This window comes from Kitasatospora sp. Root107, assembly GCF_001424875.1.
Lineage (GTDB): Bacteria > Actinomycetota > Actinomycetes > Streptomycetales > Streptomycetaceae > Kitasatospora.
In genome coordinates, this window is the sequence record NZ_LMCT01000067.1 from 167,686 (window position 1) to 182,528 (window position 14,843).

The window sequence follows — 14,843 nt, forward strand, 5'->3', positions numbered from 1 at the left end:
AAAGGGGCCCGTACCGTGAGCCTCGACACCACGGCCGTCCTGCCGACCGTCCAGCAGAGCTCGGCGGGCACCCTGGACGCCCGCGCGGTCTCGGCCTGGTTCGGCGACCGCAAGGTCCTCGAGCAGGTCTCGCTGCTGATGCCGGCCGGGCAGGTCACCGCGCTGATCGGCCCGTCCGGCTGTGGGAAGTCCACCTTCCTGCGGATCCTCAACCGGATGCACGAGCTGATCCCGAGCGCCGCGCTGGCCGGTGAGGTGCTGCTGGACGGTGCCGACATCTACGCTCCCGAGCGGCGGCTCACCACCGCCCGACGGGACATCGGAATGGTCTTCCAGAAGCCCAACCCCTTTCCGGCGATGTCGATCTACGACAACGTGCTGGCCGGGCTCAAGCTCACCGGTGTGCGGGCCTCGCGGGCCGAGAAGGACCGCCTGGTCGAGGAGTGCCTGAGCAAGGCCGGCCTGTGGAAGGAGGTGCAGGACCGTCTCCGCCAGCCCGGCGGCGCGCTCTCCGGTGGCCAGCAGCAGCGGCTCTGCATCGCCCGCTCGCTGGCGGTCCGGCCCAAGATCCTGCTGATGGACGAGCCCTGCTCGGCCCTCGACCCGACCTCCACCCGCCGGATCGAGCAGACCATCCGCGAACTGGTGGCCGAGGTCACCATCGTGATCGTCACCCACAACATGCAGCAGGCCCAGCGGGTCTCCGACCAGTGCGCGTTCTTCCTGGCGGAGCAGGGCACCCCGGGCGGCATCGTGGAGCACGGTCCGACCGACGCGATGTTCGGCTCCCCGGTGGACCAGCGCACCTCGGACTACGTGAACGGCCGGTTCGGGTAGCCGTGGCTGAAAGGTGAGGTAGGACAGGCGAAATCCGGCCATATGATCGCCTGATGCAACGCGATCTCATCGACGGCGTCCCCGTCCTGTGGGCAGAGGCACCCGGTCCGCTCGAAGCCGTCCTGATCTTCGGCTGCGGGGCGAGCGACGAGACCTTCCGCACGCTGGGGGTGACCCACCTGGTGGAGCACCTGGCGATGAGTACGCTGCCCCGGCTGCACCACGACCACAACGCCTCGGTGGATCTGAATCTGACCCAGTTCACCGCGACCGGCCGCCCGGAGCAGGTGGTCGAGTTCCTGGCCAAGGTCTGCGAGGCGCTCGGCGCGCTCCCGCTGGAGCGGATCGAGCGGGAGGCCGGGGTGCTGGCCGCCGAGAACGGTGCGGTGACCGACCCGACCACCGCCGAGCTGCTCTCCAGCCGCTTCGGCACCCAGGGCCCCGGCCTGGCCTCCTTCCCCGGCCCGGGCCCCGACCGGATTCCGGTCGAGGCGGTGACCGAGCTCGCCGCGCGCTACTTCCACTCCGGCAACGCGGCGCTGGTGCTGACCGGCCCGCCGCCCGCCGGGCTGCGGCTGCCGCTGCCGGCCGGTGAGCGGCCGGACCGCAGCGCCGCCCACCCGGCGCGGCAGGTCGGCCCGTCCTGGCAGCAGGCCGACGTCCCCGGCCCGGGCCTGGCGCTCTCCTGCGACCTGGACGACCCGGCCATGCACCTGGCGCTGAACCTGCTGCGGCAGCGGCTGACCGAGCTGGTCCGGCATCAGCACGGCCTCTCCTACGACGTGGGCGGCGACGTCGTGCACGCGGGGCCGGCCTGGGGCGAGCGGGTGATCTGCCTGGACGCCCGGGAGGGCCAGGAGCAGCGGGTGGCCGAACTGCTCTGGCAGGAGGCGGTCCGGCTGGCCACCGAGAACGCGACCGAGGCGGAGCTCGCCGAGGAGGTCGAGGGGGCCCGCGAGGTCTTCGAGGACCCGCGCTCGGTGGTCTACGAACTCGGCGAGGCAGCAGGGGAGTTCCTGCTCGGTGGGACCTACCGGCCGGCCTCCGACCGGCTGGAGGCGATGCGCCGGGTGACCCCGGACGGGCTCCGGACGGCCTTCGCGGCCGCACTGCGCTCCGCCCTGCTGGTCGTACCGCTGGACACCGAGGTCGCGCTGCGGCTGCCGGACGGCGCCGAGCTGACCCGCTACCGCTGCGCCGATGCGGCCGAACTTCCCCGCGGCGGGCAGGAGTTCCGGCCTTCGCTGAAGGACCGGCTGCGCTACGCGGCGGCCCGGAAGACCCGGCTGGTGGTCACCGACGAGGGCCTGTGGTCCAGCCAGTCCGACGGCTCCGTGCACCACCTGCCGTTCACCGACGTGGTCGGCGTGGAGCAGCGCGGCCCCGGCCGGATGGTGTTCGGCCGGGGCAACTGCTGGATGCCGGTCCTGCCCGATGTCTTCCAGGGCATCGCCCCGGCGGTCCGGGCGATCGACGCGGCCGTCCCGGCGGCGCTGCGCTACCCGGCCTCGGGCTTCAACTCCGAGGACTGACCGGCCCGTTCGGCCGGCGGCCCGGGTGCTCCGGTTCAGACCGCGAACGTACGGCAGCCGCCGGTCCGGGTCGGGGAGCAGCTCGGCGGTGCCGCGCAGCTCGACCGAGGAGTAGGGGTTGGCGAGGTCGTAGACCGAGACGCTGACCCGGGGGTCGCGGGCCAGGTTGCGGGCCTTCTGCCGGCCCGCGGTGGTGGAGAGCAGGACGGTGTCGCCCTCGCGCTTCAGCCACATCACCGAGGACTGCGGGCCGCCGTCCGGGTTCAGCGTGGTGACGGTGGCGAAGTTCCGGGCGTCCAGCAGGGCGCGGACCTCGGGGCCGAGCGTCGGCGTGCTCATCGTGGTGGCTCCTTCGGGTGGAGTTCAGACCAGGGCGTGGACGGGTGCGGGGGCGGCGGCCGGGGCGGGGCGGCGCAGCAGGGTGGCGGCCAGCAGGAAGGCCAGGACCAGCAGCCCGGTGCCGATCCCGAAGGCGAGCCGGAAGCCGTCGGTCAGGGCGGCCTGGGCTGACGCCCCGTCGGCCAGCAGGGCGTCGGTACGGCTGCCGGCCAGGGTGGCCAGCACGGCCACGCCGAGGGCGCCACCGACCTGCTGGGTGGTGTTGAAGAGGCCGGAGCTGACGCCCGCGTCCTCAGGGCTCGCGTCGGCCATGGCGAGCGAGGTGAGGGCGGAGATGGCCAGCCCGAAGCCGCCCGCGAGCAGCATGGTGGGGAGCAGGTGGACCGGGTAGGAGGCGTCCACCGGGAGCCGGGTGAGCAGGCCGATGGCGGCCACCAGTAGGGCCAACCCGCCGAGCAGCACGGCCCGTTCGCCGAACCGGGCGTTCAGCCGGGCGGACAGGAGGAGTGAGACGGTGCCGATGGTCAGGGCGGCCGGGAGCATGGCGAACCCGGTGGCGGCGGCGCCGTAGCCGAGCACGTTCTGCAGGTAGAGCGCGATCAGCACCTGGAAGCCGAACAGCGCGGAGACCATCAGGACCTGCACCAGATTGGCCCCGGCGACGGTGCGGGAGCGGAGCAGCCGCAGCGGCAGCAGCGGTTCGGCGGCCTGCCGCTGGCGGAGCACGAAGCCGGTGAGCAGCAGCACGGAGAGGCCGCCGAGCAGCAGTGCGCCCCAGCCTTGGCGGTCGATCGAGACGATGGCGTAGACACCGGTCATCAGCCCGGCGGTGACCAGGGCGGTGCCGGGCAGGTCGAGGCCCCGGAGCGAGCGGGCCGGGCCGTCGGCGGCCAGCACCCGGAGGGAGAGCAGGACGGCGACGAGGCCGATCGGCAGGTTGACGAAGAAGATCCAGTTCCAGCCGACCGCCTCAGTCAGCACCCCGCCGAGCACCTGCCCGATCGAGGCCCCGGCCGCGCCGACGAAGCTGAATGCGCCGATCGCCCGGCCGCGCTCGCCCGGCTCCGGGAAGAGCGTGACGATCATCCCGAGGCTGACTGCCGAGGCCATCGCCCCGCCGATGCCCTGCAGGAACCGGGCGCCGATCAGCAGTTCCTGACTGCCCGCCACCCCGCAGAGCAGCGAGGCCGCGGTGAAGATCACCAGCCCGGCGACGAACATCCGGCGCCGGCCGAGCAGGTCACCGAGCCGTCCGGCCAGCAGCAGGAGCCCGCCGAATGCGATCAGGTAGGCGTTCACCGTCCAGGTCAGGTTCTCCGGGGAGAAGGCCAGGTCGGCCTGGATGGCGGGCAGCGCCACCGTCACGATGCTGCCGTCCAGAATGATCATCAGCATCCCGGCGCAGAGCACGGCGAGTGCCAACCAGCGTGAGCGTTCGGTGGAGTGGGCGTGCGGGGTCATGGGGTCCCTCCCGTTCGGTGGCTACGGGATGGAACATTATCAGATAGTCCCGTACGGGACTATCTTTTCCAGGACTATCCCCGCGCCCGTCGGGCCCGGCGGACCGGCCGGTCGCTCTCGACCGGCGTGGCGAGGTGTCCCTCCTGAAGGGCGGTCAGGGCGCGCAGCAATGCTGCTCCGTCCTCGCCGGGCAGGGCGTCCAGGGCGTCCTGGTGGACCCGGTCGACGATCTTCACTCCCTCGGTCACCGCCTTGGCGCCGCTCGGGGTGACCGAGATGATCCGGGCCCGCCGGTCGGTGCTGGACGGACGGCGCTCGGCCAGGCCGAGGCGTTCCAGCTCGTCGACAGTGACCACCATGGTGGTCTTGTCCAGGTCGGCGATCTCGGCCAGCTGGATCTGGGTCCGCTCCTGCTCCTGTGCGTGCAGGAGTACGCAGAAGCCGCGCGGGGTGATCTCGAGGCCGCTCTCGGCGAAGGCGGCCGACATCCGGGTCGCCAGTACGTGACTGGTGTGGGCCAGTAGGCCGGACAGGTCCAAAACGGTGCGGGTGGTCATGCCTGCAGTCTACAAACTGCGGCAAGCTCCGGATTATCCGGAAGCGGACTACTGGTGCGGATGCAGCCCCACGCCCTCGCGCAGCACCAGGGAGACCAGCTCGTGCTGCGAGTCGGTGAGTCGGGGGTCGGCGCAGTACACCGTCCGCCCGTCCACGGTGATCGCATAGTGGAAGCCGTCCGGCACCCCGTACGAGGGCGCGCGCAGCCCGCCCGCCACCGCCTCTCTGGCCAGCGCGTGCACATGGGGCGCGTCGGTCCGTTCGGTGGTGTCCAGCTCGGCTCGGAGGGGGTGGCCGGCCAGGCCGCCGGTCCGGGTCACCTGGATACGCATGGTTGCCAGTGTGCTACGCACCGCCGTCGGCGCGCTGCCGATTTTCGTGAAAATGCGGTGCGGAGTCGGCGGGGCTCCGGAATGGGGGGAGCGACGGTGGGCTGATGGAGCGTCAGTTCGACCCCGTCTCACAGGGTGGAATGGTGGCGAGGCTCACTGTGAGGACGGAGGGGCCTGGGTTACGCTGGGACACATCATGCGTTACGGGCTGCTTCTTCTTAGCTGCCGCGGCGAGGGCCTGTAGACCACTGAAGGCCGGCTCCCTCTCCGCGGGGGACTGTGCTGCACCCGCACCGATGCGGGTCAGTAGTCGGCCGAGTCGGGTGTCCATTCACCCCGACCAAGCCCGCATATCGAGTTCGGAAGCCGAGAGTCTCCTCCATGACTGAGCAGTCCTCCATCGCTCGCGCGTTCAACGACCGTCGTACCCCGATCACCGCCGCGGCCACCCCGCAGAAGCCGTCCGGCATGCCGTTCCAGCGGTACGTACCCTTCGGCGCCGTGGACCTGCCGGACCGGACCTGGCCGAGCAAGGTGATCACCCAGGCGCCGCGCTGGCTGTCCACCGACCTGCGGGACGGCAACCAGGCGCTGATCGACCCGATGTCGCCGGCCCGCAAGCGCAAGATGTTCGACCTGCTGGTCAAGCTGGGCTACAAGGAGATCGAGGTCGGCTTCCCGTCCTCCGGCGCCACCGACTTCGAGTTCGTCCGCTCGCTGATCAACGAGGACGCGATCCCCGAGGACGTCACCATTTCGGTGCTGACCCAGGCCCGCGAGGACCTGATCGAGCGCACCGTGGAGTCCCTGGTCGGCGCGCCGCGCGCGACCGTCCACCTGTACAACGCCACCTCGCCGCTGTTCCGCCGGGTGGTCTTCAAGGGCAGCAAGGACGACATCAAGGCGATCGCCGTGGACGGCACCCGCCTGGTGATGGAGTACGCCGAGAAGATCCTGAGCGATGAGACCGTCTTCGGCTACGAGTACTCGCCGGAGATCTTCATCGACACCGAGCTGGACTTCGCGCTGGAGGTCTGCGAAGGGGTGATGGACGTCTGGCAGCCGGGCGAGGGCCGCGAGATCATCCTGAACCTGCCGACCACGGTCGAGCGCTCCACCCCGAACGTCTACGCCGACAAGATCGAGTGGATGTCGCGGAACCTGACCCGCCGTGAGTTCGTCGCGCTGTCCACCCACCCGCACAACGACCGGGGCACCGGCGTGGCCTCCGCCGAGCTGGCCATCATGGCAGGGGCGGACCGGGTCGAGGGCTGCCTGTTCGGGCAGGGCGAGCGAACCGGCAACCTGGACCTGGTCAACGTGGGGATGAACCTGTTCTCGCAGGGCGTCGACCCGATGATCGACTTCTCCGACATCGACGAGATCCGCCGCACCGCCGAGTACTGCAACCAGATGCCGGTGCCGGAGCGCCACCCCTACGCCGGTGACCTGGTGTACACCTCCTTCTCCGGCTCGCACCAGGACGCGATCAAGAAGGGCTTCGACGCCCTGGAGGCCGACGCCAAGGCGGCGGGCGTGCCGGTCGGCGAGTACACCTGGGGCGTCCCGTACCTGCCGATCGACCCGAAGGACGTCGGCCGCTCGTACGAGGCGGTCATCCGGGTCAACAGCCAGTCCGGCAAGGGCGGCATCGCCTACGTGCTGAAGAACGACCACAAGCTGGACCTGCCGCGCCGTCAGCAGATCGAGTTCTCCCGGATCATCCAGGCCAAGACCGACGCCGAGGGCGGCGAGGTCACCCCGGCCGACATCTGGGCGGTCTTCCAGGACGAGTACCTGCCCACCCCCGGCAACGCCTGGGGCCGGATCGCGCTGACCGGTTCCCGCAGCCTGACCACCGAGGACGGCCGCGACGTGCTGCGCGCCGAGGCCGAGGTGGACGGACGGCCCGTCACCCTGCAGGGCACCGGCAACGGCCCGGTCTCCGCCTTCGTCAACGCGCTGGCCGGGATCGGCGTGGATGTCCGGGTGCTGGACTACGCCGAGCACGCGCTGAGCGAGGGCGGCGACGCCCAGGCCGCCGCGTACGTCGAGTGCGCGGTGGACGGCAAGGTGCTGTGGGGCGTCGGGATCGACGCCAACACCGTGCTGGCCTCGCTGAAGGCCGTGGTCAGCGCCGTCAACCGGGCGCAGCGCGCCTGATCCTCCCTCAGGGGGCCACCGGTGGTGGCCCCCTGAGAAGTTCCTGGGAATGTGTTCTGCGACACATTTCTACCCGTTCGGGGTGCTGACACCCGTGCGTAACCATGGCAGCATCTATCCACCGGAACCGGGGTCGGTGGGACGACCGCGGAGTCCGGTCGCGTGACCTGCCCATTGTTGTGCAGGCCGCCTGCCATGTCTGGGGAGTGGCGCCGTGACAGGGTTGTGGGGTGTCCGCCCTCGTTGGCGGACTGATGTCCTCGGTGATTTCTACTGTCCGGGCTGTGGTGGGGACCGCAACTACCGTCGGCAGCACGGTCGGCGGTGGCTGCGGTTGCTCGGCACTCCGGTGCTGCCCGTCGGTCCGGTGACCGGCTGCGTGCAGTGCACCTCCTGTCACCGCCGCTACGGCGTCGAGACCCTCGACCAACTCACCTGCGTCCGGCTGGCGGCGATGCTGCGGGACGCCCAGTACACCGTCGCGCTCGCCGTGCTCGCGGCCGGCGGCACCGGCAGCCGCTCGGCCCGGGACGCGGCCTGCGGCGTGATCCGCGAGGCCGGGTTCGAGGACTGCGGCGAGGCCCAGGTGCTGGCCGCGCTGGCCGCACTCTCCGGGGTCGGCGGCGAGGCACCGCTCGACCTGGCCGGGGCCGGCAGCGGGTTGACCGTCGAACTGCACGCCGCGATCGAGCCGTTGGCCCCGCACCTGGCCCAGCAGGGCCGGGAGCGGCTGGTGCTGCAGGGCGCCTGGATCGCCCTGGCCGACGGGCCCTACCTTCCCCAGGAGCGCGCCGCACTGGCGGCCGTCGGCCGCTGCCTCAAGCTCCCCGGCAGCCGGGTCGACGAACTGCTGGAGGCAGCCACCAACGCTCCCCACTGACCCCCACAGGCCGGGCCCGACTCCCCCCTCCGGGCCCGCCGTGACCCGCACCCACTGGTCTCCCCACGGGACCGGGTGCGGGGCCCACGGCTGTACGGATCCGCCTGCGGCGGGCTTGTGGCGGAGCTGGGATGTGGGATCGCCTGCGGCGGGCTTGTTGGTGGCGGGGACGATTTCGGCTCGGGGAGCCCGCCGCAGGCGGTTGCGGTCGGCCCCGGGCGGGGGTGTCGGTGGCGTACGGGACAATGGGGGCATGAGTCTGTTCCGGGACGACGGCATCGTGCTCCGCACCCAGAAGCTGGGCGAGGCCGACCGGATCATCACCCTGTTGACCCGTCAGCACGGCAAGGTGCGGGCGGTGGCGCGGGGTATCCGTAAGACGAAGTCGAAGTTCGGGGCGCGGCTGGAGCCGTTCTCGCACGTGGACGTGCAGTTCTTCAGCCGCGGTGCGGATCTGATCGGCCGGGGTCTGCCGCTCTGTACCCAGGTGGAGACCATCGCGCCGTTCGGCGCCACCATCGTCACCGACTACGGCCGCTACACCGCCGGCACCGCGATGCTGGAGACGGCCGAGCGGTTCGCGGAGAACGAGGGCGAGCCGGCCGTCCAGCAGTACCTGCTGCTGGTGGGCGGGCTGCGCACGCTGGCCGCCGGGACGCACCAGTCGCACCTGGTGCTGGACGCGTTCCTGCTCCGCTCACTGGCCGTCAACGGCTACGGCGCCAGCTTCACCGACTGCGCGAAGTGCGGACTGCCGGGCCCCAACCGGTTCTTCTCGCTGCAGGCGGGCGGGGTGCTCTGCGCCGACTGTCGCGTGCCTGGCTGTGCCGTACCCTCCCCTGAGACACTGGTACTGCTCGGCGCGCTGCTGTCAGGGGACTGGCGGACGGCGGACGGATGTGAGTCCCGGTACTGGCGGGAGGGCAGCGGCCTGGTCGCGGCCTACCTGCAGTGGCACCTGGAGCGGGGTATCCGCTCGATGAGATACGTGGAGAAGTGAGCATGGCAGCGCGACGGCTCTTCGGCAGCAAGCAGCGGGAGTACCTCCCCCCGACCCCGCACCCGAGCGGCGCTGTGCCGCCGAAGCTCCCGGGCGAGCTGGTGCCCGAGCACGTCGCGATCGTGATGGACGGCAACGGCCGCTGGGCCAAGGAGCGCGGCCTGCCCCGCACCGAGGGCCACAAGATCGGCGAGTCGGTGGTGCTGGACGTGCTCAAGGGCGCGATCGAGCTGGGCGTCAAGAACGTGTCGCTGTACGCCTTCTCGACCGAGAACTGGAAGCGGTCCCCGGAGGAGGTGAAGTTCCTGATGAACTTCAACCGGGACGTGATCCGCCGCCGTCGCGACGAGATGGACGCGATGGGCGTCCGGATCCGCTGGGCCGGGCGGATGCCCAAGCTCTGGAAGAGCGTGGTGCAGGAGCTCCAGGTCGCCGAGGAGCAGACCAAGGGCAACGACGCCGTCACCCTCTACATGTGCGTCAACTACGGCGGCCGGGCCGAGATCGCGGACGCGATGGCGGCGATCGCCCGCGACGTGGCCGACGGCCGGCTGGACCCGTCGAAGGTCAACGAGAAGACCATCGCCAAGTACCTCTACCACCCGGACATGCCGGACGTGGACCTCTTCCTGCGCCCCAGCGGCGAGCAGCGCACCTCCAACTTCCTGCTCTGGCAGAGTGCTTACGCCGAGTTCGTGTTCCAGGACGTGCTCTGGCCGGACTTCGACCGCCGTGACCTGTGGCGGGCCTGCGAGCAGTTCGCGATGCGCGACCGCCGCTTCGGCGGGGCGATTCCGAATGAGGTCGAGGTCCCGACCCAGCGCTGAACCAGCAAGCACCGAGGGCCCGTACGCAGCAGGAGGTCATCNGCAAGCACCGAGGGCCCGTACGCAGTCGCGTACGGGCCCTCGGTGCTTGCTGGTTCAGGACTTCTTGGTGCACTCCGCGCAGGTCCCGAAGATCTCCAGGGTGTGCGCGATGTCGCTGTAGCCGTGCTCGGCCGCGATCGAGTTGGCCCAGCGCTCGACCGCCGGGCCCTCGACCTCGACGGTGGAGCCGCAGCTGCGGCAGACCAGGTGGTGGTGGTGCCCGCTGCTGCACCGGCGGTAGACCGCCTCGCCGTCGGCGGTGCGCAGCACGTCCACCTCACCGGCGTCGGCCAGCGACTGCAGGGTGCGGTAGACGGTGGTCAGACCGACCGAGTCACCCCGGTGCTTGAGCAGGTCGTGCAGCTCCTGCGCACTGCGGAAGTCCTCGATCTCGTCCAGGGCCGCCGAGACGGCGGCACGCTGCCTGGTCGATCGGGCACGCGACGGGCCTGCGGTGGTCACCGTGGGTCCTCCTGGTCGTGGGGTGGTCTGGCACCTCATTGTGCCAGCCCCCGACTGGTGACCGAATCCTCCGTGCGGCCCTGTTGCTGATCGGGCAGCCGTACCTCGCAGACCTCGGGACCGTGGTCGCTCGCGGCCCGGTGCCGACGCCGGGCCAGCGGCGTGGCGACCGCGCTGAGCACCGCGAAGACCACGATCGCCAGCAGCACGATGGTCGGCCCCGAGGGCAGGTCGGCCTGGTACGAGCCGGCCACCCCGGCCACCGCGACCAGTACGCCGACCCCGATCGAGGCGGCCTGGGTCATCGCGAAGGACCGGGTGAGCTGCTGCGCCGCGACCACCGGGACCACCATCAGCGCGCTGACCAGCAGCAGGCCGACCACCCGCATCGCCACCGTGACGGTGACCGCGGCCATCACGGCCAGCAGCAGGTTCAGGACGCGCACCGGCAGCCCGGTGACCCGGGCGAACTCCTCGTCCTGGCAGATCGCGAAGAGCTGGCGGCGCAGACCGATGGTGACCGCGATGACCACCGCGGCCAGCACCGTGATGGTGATCAGGTCGCTCGGCGCGACGGTCAGGATGGAGCCCCAGAGGTAGCTCTCCAGACTGCCGTTACCCGCCTGGGCGCTCATGCTGACCAGCATCTTCCCGCAGGCCATTCCGCCGTAGAAGAGCATCGCCAGCGCGATGTCGCCACGCTGGTTTCCGCGCGAGCGGACCAGCTCCATGACGACGGCGCCGAGCACGCAGACCAGCACGGCCATCCAGACCGGGCTGGTCTGGAAGAAGAAGCCGAGGCCGACGCCGGTGAGCGCGACATGTCCCATGCCGTCGCCCATCAGCGCCTGCCGGCGCTGCACCAGGTAGATGCCGACGGCGGGCGCGGTGATGCCGACCAGTACGGCGGCGATCAGCGCCCGCTGCATGAAGTCATAGCTGAGCATTTCGGTCATGCGAGCAGTCCAGGGGTCGTCAGGTGGTCGTCCCCATGGGGATGAACGTGGTCGTGCCCGGGCAGTGCGTGCTGGCCGGTGCTGGGGTGCGGCGGGCCGTCGTACGCGACGCAGCCGTCGCGGAGCACCACGGTGCGGTCGATCAGCGGCTCCAGCGGCCCGAGTTCGTGCAGTACCAGCAGGACCGCGGTGCCCCGGCCGACCTCCTGGCGCAGGGTGTCGGCGAGCACCTGCTGACTGGCCACGTCCACCCCGGCCATCGGCTCGTCCATGATGAGGAGTTCGGGGGAGCCGACCAGCGCGCGGGCGATCAGCACCCGCTGGTGCTGGCCGCCGGAGAGCCCGGCCACGCCGTCCTCGGCCCGGTCCAGCATGCCGACCTGGGCCAGCGCGCGGTCGACCGCGGCCTTGTCCTTGCGGCGGAACGGGAGCAGCCCGTGTTGCGGCAGCCGCCCGGTGGAGACCACCTCGCGGACGGTGGCGGGCACCCCGCTGGCGGCGGTGGTGCGCTGCGGCACGTAGCCGATCCGGTGCCAGGCCCGGAACTTGGCGTACGGGGTGCCGAACAGCTCCAGCCCGCCGCGCTCCAGCGGGACGGCGCCGATCACCGACTTCACGGTGGTGGACTTGCCGGAGCCGTTGGCCCCGAGCAGCGCGACCACCTCGCCGGGCCGGACCTTGAGGTCCACGCCGCGCAGCACGGGGCGGCCGCCGAGCGAGGCGACGGCGTCGCAGAGACAGACGGCCGCAGGCGCGGCACCCACCTCACGGGGGTGCCGCGCCAGGGCGGAGTCCGTCCCTTCGGCCTTCGAGGCCTTGGATATGACAGAGCTCATGAGGATCCGATGTCCCGTCAGCCGGTGGTGCCGAAAGCGGTCTTGAGGTTGGCGAGGTTCTGCCGCATGACCGAGAAGTAATTGTCCTTGGCCTGGTCCTTGACGCCCTCCAGCGGGTCCAGGACTGCGGTCTTCAGGTTGAGGTCCTTGGCGACGGTCTCGGCGAGCTTGGGGCTGACCAGGGTCTCGAAGAAGATCGTGGTGACGCCGTGCTCCTTGGCGGCCCGCTGGACCTCGGCCAGCTTGGCCGGGGTGGGCTCGGCCTCGGGGTCGACGCCGTTGATGGCGATCTGGTTGATGCCGTACGCCTCGGCGAGGTAGCCGAAGGCGGCGTGGCTGGTCACGAAGGACTTGCCCTTGACGTCCTTCAGGCCGGCCTTGAACTCCTGGTCCAGCGCGGCCAGGTCGGCCACCATCCGGTCGGTGTTCGTCTGGTAGTCGGCGGCGTGCGAGGGGTCGGCCTTGGCCAGCTCGGCGCCGACGCTCTTGGCGACGGTGGCGTAGCGGCTGGGGTCGAGCCAGATGTGCGGGTCGCCCGCGGCCTCGTCCTTGTGCTCCTCGCCCTCCTCGGCCGGGAGGTGGTGGTCCACCAGCGGGGAGGCGGCGGTGGCGTCCACCACGTGCTTGGAGCCGCTCTGCGCGACTGCCTTGTCGACGGTGGGCTGCAGGCCCTTGAGGTAGACCACCAGGTCGGCGTCCTTGACCTTGGCGACCTGCTTGGCCGTCAGCTCCAGGTCGTGCGGCTCGGCCCCGGCGGCGGTGAGGTCGGTCACGTTGACGTGCTCGCCGCCGATCTTCGAGGCGAGGAACTCCATCGGGTAGAACGACGCGACCACGTCCAGCTTGCCGTCGCTGCCCTTCGCGCTGCTCGAACCGCCGCAGGCGGTGAGGACGAGGGCGCCGACGAGGGCGGTGGCGGTCAGGGCTATGGAGGTGGGGACGCGTCGCAACATCATGACAACCATTCTCAACTTAACTGGAAATGATTGTCAACTCGATCGACCATCGAACAAGCCGATCGTCGGTTCGACACACCGAGCGACCGCGGAATACCGATTTGAACCCCGCCCCACCACGCCCGGTAACCTCTGGAGGTATTCGGGTGCGTGCAACCAGCCGCGCCTTGACCGTGCCGTCCTCCCGTGACGTCGTACTGAAGAGAGCACTGTGGCCGCCGACAAGATCGACACGATCGTCAGCCTGAGCAAGCGCCGTGGCTTCGTCTACCCCTGCAGCGAGATCTACGGTGGCACCCGCGCCGCTTGGGACTACGGTCCGCTGGGTGTCGAGCTCAAGGAGAACATCAAGCGCCAGTGGTGGCGTTCGATGGTCACCGCTCGGGAGGACGTCGTCGGGCTCGACTCGTCGGTGATCCTGGCCCGCGAGGTCTGGGAGGCCTCGGGTCACGTCGCGACCTTCAACGACCCGCTGACCGAGTGCCTCTCCTGTCACAAGCGGTTCCGTGCGGACCACCTGGAGGAGGCGTACGAGGCCAAGCACGGCCGGGTCCCGGCCAACGGCCTGGCCGACGTCAACTGCCCGAACTGCGGCAACAAGGGCGGCTTCACCGAGCCCAAGGAGTTCTCGGGCATGCTGAAGACGCACCTCGGCGTCACCGAGGACGCGGGTGGCCTGGCCTACCTGCGCCCGGAGACCGCCCAGGGCATCTTCACCAACTTCAAGGCGGTGCAGACGACTTCGCGCAAGAAGCCGCCGTTCGGCATCGCCCAGGTCGGCAAGAGCTTCCGGAACGAGATCACCCCCGGCAACTTCATCTTCCGGACCCGCGAGTTCGAGCAGATGGAGATGGAGTTCTTCGTCAAGCCCGGCGAGGACGAGCAGTGGCACGAGTACTGGCTGCAGCAGCGCTGGGACTGGTACGTCGACCTCGGCCTGCGGACCGAGAACATGCGCTTCTTCGACCACCCGAAGGAGAAGCTGTCCCACTACGCCAAGCGCACGATGGACATCGAGTACCGCTTCAACTTCGGCGGCAGCGAGTTCTCCGAGCTGGAGGGTGTGGCCAACCGCACCGACTACGACCTCCGGGTGCACAGTGAGGCCTCCGGCCAGGACCTCAAGTACTTCGACCAGGAGTCGGGCGAGCGGTACTTCCCGTACGTCATCGAGCCCGCAGCAGGTCTGAACCGCGCCATGCTGGCCTTCCTGCTCGACGCCTACTTCGAGGACGAGGCGCCGAACGCCAAGGGCGTCATGGAGAAGCGGGTCGGCATGCGGCTCGACCCCCGGCTCGCCCCGGTCAAGGTCGCGGTGCTGCCGCTGTCGCGCAACGCCGACCTGTCGCCGAAGGCCCGCGGCCTGGCGGCCGACCTGCGTACCGCGTGGAACGTCGAGTTCGACGACGCGGGCGCGATCGGCAAGCGCTACCGCCGCCAGGACGAGATCGGTACGCCGTTCTGCGTCACGGTCGACTTCGACACCCTCGAGGACAACGCGGTCACCATCCGCGAGCGTGACACCATGGCGCAGGAGCGGGTCTCGCTCGACCAGGTGAAGGCCTACCTGGGTGCGCGCCTGATCGGCTGCTGACGCTCTGTCGGTTCTCGAACGGCCCTTCCGCTCCGGCGGGAGGGCCGTTCGCGTGCCGGTCGGTGGAT

General features: G+C 70.5%; 14 protein-coding genes and 1 pseudogene. 7 read left to right on the plus strand and 8 right to left on the minus strand.

Annotation, left to right across the window (positions count from 1 at the left end; translation table 11 throughout):
• The first annotated feature begins 15 nt into the window (after nucleotides 1-15).
• Nucleotides 16-837, plus strand: a complete 822-nt coding sequence (locus ASC99_RS31985) for a phosphate ABC transporter ATP-binding protein (RefSeq protein WP_057238654.1) — start codon at nucleotides 16-18, stop codon at nucleotides 835-837.
• Between the two features lie 53 nt (nucleotides 838-890).
• Nucleotides 891-2,369 (plus strand): insulinase family protein, encoded by a 1,479-nt coding sequence (locus ASC99_RS39165; RefSeq protein ID WP_057238657.1) that lies wholly within the window; start codon nucleotides 891-893, stop codon nucleotides 2,367-2,369.
• Between the two features lie 21 nt (nucleotides 2,370-2,390).
• Here the strand turns inward: ASC99_RS39165 and ASC99_RS39170 are convergent.
• The 4 genes and pseudogenes from ASC99_RS39170 to ASC99_RS32005 all read right to left on the minus strand — a co-directional run.
• Nucleotides 2,391-2,708, minus strand: a pseudogene (locus ASC99_RS39170) (PPOX class F420-dependent oxidoreductase); the annotation flags it as partial.
• A gap of 24 nt (nucleotides 2,709-2,732) precedes the next feature.
• On the minus strand, nucleotides 2,733-4,169 hold the full coding sequence (locus tag ASC99_RS31995) for an MFS transporter (protein WP_057238659.1): 1,437 nt from the start codon (nucleotides 4,167-4,169) through the stop codon (nucleotides 2,733-2,735).
• A gap of 74 nt (nucleotides 4,170-4,243) precedes the next feature.
• Entirely contained in the window at nucleotides 4,244-4,726 is a 483-nt protein-coding gene (locus tag ASC99_RS32000; RefSeq protein WP_057238660.1) for a MarR family winged helix-turn-helix transcriptional regulator, read from the minus strand.
• A 48-nt stretch (nucleotides 4,727-4,774) separates the two neighbouring features.
• Nucleotides 4,775-5,059 (minus strand): protealysin inhibitor emfourin, encoded by a 285-nt coding sequence (locus tag ASC99_RS32005; protein ID WP_057238661.1) that lies wholly within the window; start codon nucleotides 5,057-5,059, stop codon nucleotides 4,775-4,777.
• A gap of 381 nt (nucleotides 5,060-5,440) precedes the next feature.
• On the opposite strand from ASC99_RS32005, the gene leuA reads away from it, so the two are divergent.
• The 4 genes from leuA to ASC99_RS32025 all read left to right on the plus strand — a co-directional run bounded on the left by leuA (nucleotide 5,441) and on the right by ASC99_RS32025 (nucleotide 9,929).
• Entirely contained in the window at nucleotides 5,441-7,222 is a 1,782-nt protein-coding gene (gene leuA / locus ASC99_RS32010) for a 2-isopropylmalate synthase (protein WP_057238662.1), read from the plus strand.
• Nucleotides 7,223-7,556: 334 nt separating this feature from the next.
• Entirely contained in the window at nucleotides 7,557-8,102 is a 546-nt protein-coding gene (locus tag ASC99_RS32015; protein ID WP_369824359.1) for a TerB family tellurite resistance protein, read from the plus strand.
• 253 nt (nucleotides 8,103-8,355) lie between these two features.
• A complete protein-coding gene (gene recO / locus ASC99_RS32020) occupies nucleotides 8,356-9,102 on the plus strand; it encodes a DNA repair protein RecO (RefSeq protein WP_057238666.1) in 747 nt (248 codons plus the stop codon).
• A gap of 2 nt (nucleotides 9,103-9,104) precedes the next feature.
• On the plus strand, nucleotides 9,105-9,929 hold the full coding sequence (locus ASC99_RS32025) for an isoprenyl transferase (protein ID WP_057238668.1): 825 nt from the start codon (nucleotides 9,105-9,107) through the stop codon (nucleotides 9,927-9,929).
• Nucleotides 9,930-10,025: 96 nt separating this feature from the next.
• Here the strand turns inward: ASC99_RS32025 and ASC99_RS32030 are convergent, their stop codons facing one another.
• The 4 genes from ASC99_RS32030 to ASC99_RS32045 are packed head-to-tail and all read right to left on the minus strand — an operon-like array spanning nucleotide 10,026 to nucleotide 13,181.
• Complete coding sequence (locus ASC99_RS32030; protein WP_057238670.1) at nucleotides 10,026-10,433, minus strand: Fur family transcriptional regulator; 408 nt, start codon at nucleotides 10,431-10,433, stop codon at nucleotides 10,026-10,028.
• Nucleotides 10,434-10,468: 35 nt separating this feature from the next.
• The gene (locus tag ASC99_RS32035; RefSeq protein ID WP_057238671.1) at nucleotides 10,469-11,389 is read right to left on the minus strand and encodes a metal ABC transporter permease; all 921 of its coding nucleotides are present in this window, start codon (nucleotides 11,387-11,389) and stop codon (nucleotides 10,469-10,471) included.
• On the minus strand, nucleotides 11,386-12,225 hold the full coding sequence (locus ASC99_RS32040; protein WP_082598803.1) for a metal ABC transporter ATP-binding protein: 840 nt from the start codon (nucleotides 12,223-12,225) through the stop codon (nucleotides 11,386-11,388). Before ASC99_RS32040 ends, ASC99_RS32035 begins: the two co-directional genes overlap by 4 nt.
• 17 nt (nucleotides 12,226-12,242) lie before the next feature.
• Nucleotides 12,243-13,181: a metal ABC transporter substrate-binding protein gene (locus ASC99_RS32045; protein WP_057238673.1), complete on the minus strand. Its 939-nt coding sequence runs from the start codon at nucleotides 13,179-13,181 to the stop codon at nucleotides 12,243-12,245.
• Between the two features lie 211 nt (nucleotides 13,182-13,392).
• Between ASC99_RS32045 and ASC99_RS32050 the strand changes: the two genes are divergently transcribed.
• Nucleotides 13,393-14,775: a glycine--tRNA ligase gene (locus ASC99_RS32050; protein ID WP_057238675.1), complete on the plus strand. Its 1,383-nt coding sequence runs from the start codon at nucleotides 13,393-13,395 to the stop codon at nucleotides 14,773-14,775.
• The last annotated feature ends 68 nt before the right edge of the window (nucleotides 14,776-14,843 follow it).

Excerpts from the sequence above, each read along its gene's own strand:
- ASC99_RS39165 (WP_057238657.1), top strand. The coding sequence starts at position 891 with ATGCAACGCGATCTCATCGACGGCGTCCCCGTCCTGTGGGCAGAGGCA.
- ASC99_RS31995 (WP_057238659.1), bottom strand. The coding sequence starts at position 4,169 with ATGACCCCGCACGCCCACTCCACCGAACGCTCACGCTGGTTGGCACTC.
- ASC99_RS32000 (WP_057238660.1), bottom strand. The coding sequence starts at position 4,726 with ATGACCACCCGCACCGTTTTGGACCTGTCCGGCCTACTGGCCCACACC.
- ASC99_RS32005 (WP_057238661.1), bottom strand. The coding sequence starts at position 5,059 with ATGCGTATCCAGGTGACCCGGACCGGCGGCCTGGCCGGCCACCCCCTC.
- leuA (WP_057238662.1), top strand. The coding sequence starts at position 5,441 with ATGACTGAGCAGTCCTCCATCGCTCGCGCGTTCAACGACCGTCGTACC.
- recO (WP_057238666.1), top strand. The coding sequence starts at position 8,356 with ATGAGTCTGTTCCGGGACGACGGCATCGTGCTCCGCACCCAGAAGCTG.
- ASC99_RS32025 (WP_057238668.1), top strand. The coding sequence starts at position 9,105 with ATGGCAGCGCGACGGCTCTTCGGCAGCAAGCAGCGGGAGTACCTCCCC.
- ASC99_RS32035 (WP_057238671.1), bottom strand. The coding sequence starts at position 11,389 with ATGACCGAAATGCTCAGCTATGACTTCATGCAGCGGGCGCTGATCGCC.
- ASC99_RS32040 (WP_082598803.1), bottom strand. The coding sequence starts at position 12,225 with ATGAGCTCTGTCATATCCAAGGCCTCGAAGGCCGAAGGGACGGACTCC.
- ASC99_RS32045 (WP_057238673.1), bottom strand. The coding sequence starts at position 13,181 with ATGATGTTGCGACGCGTCCCCACCTCCATAGCCCTGACCGCCACCGCC.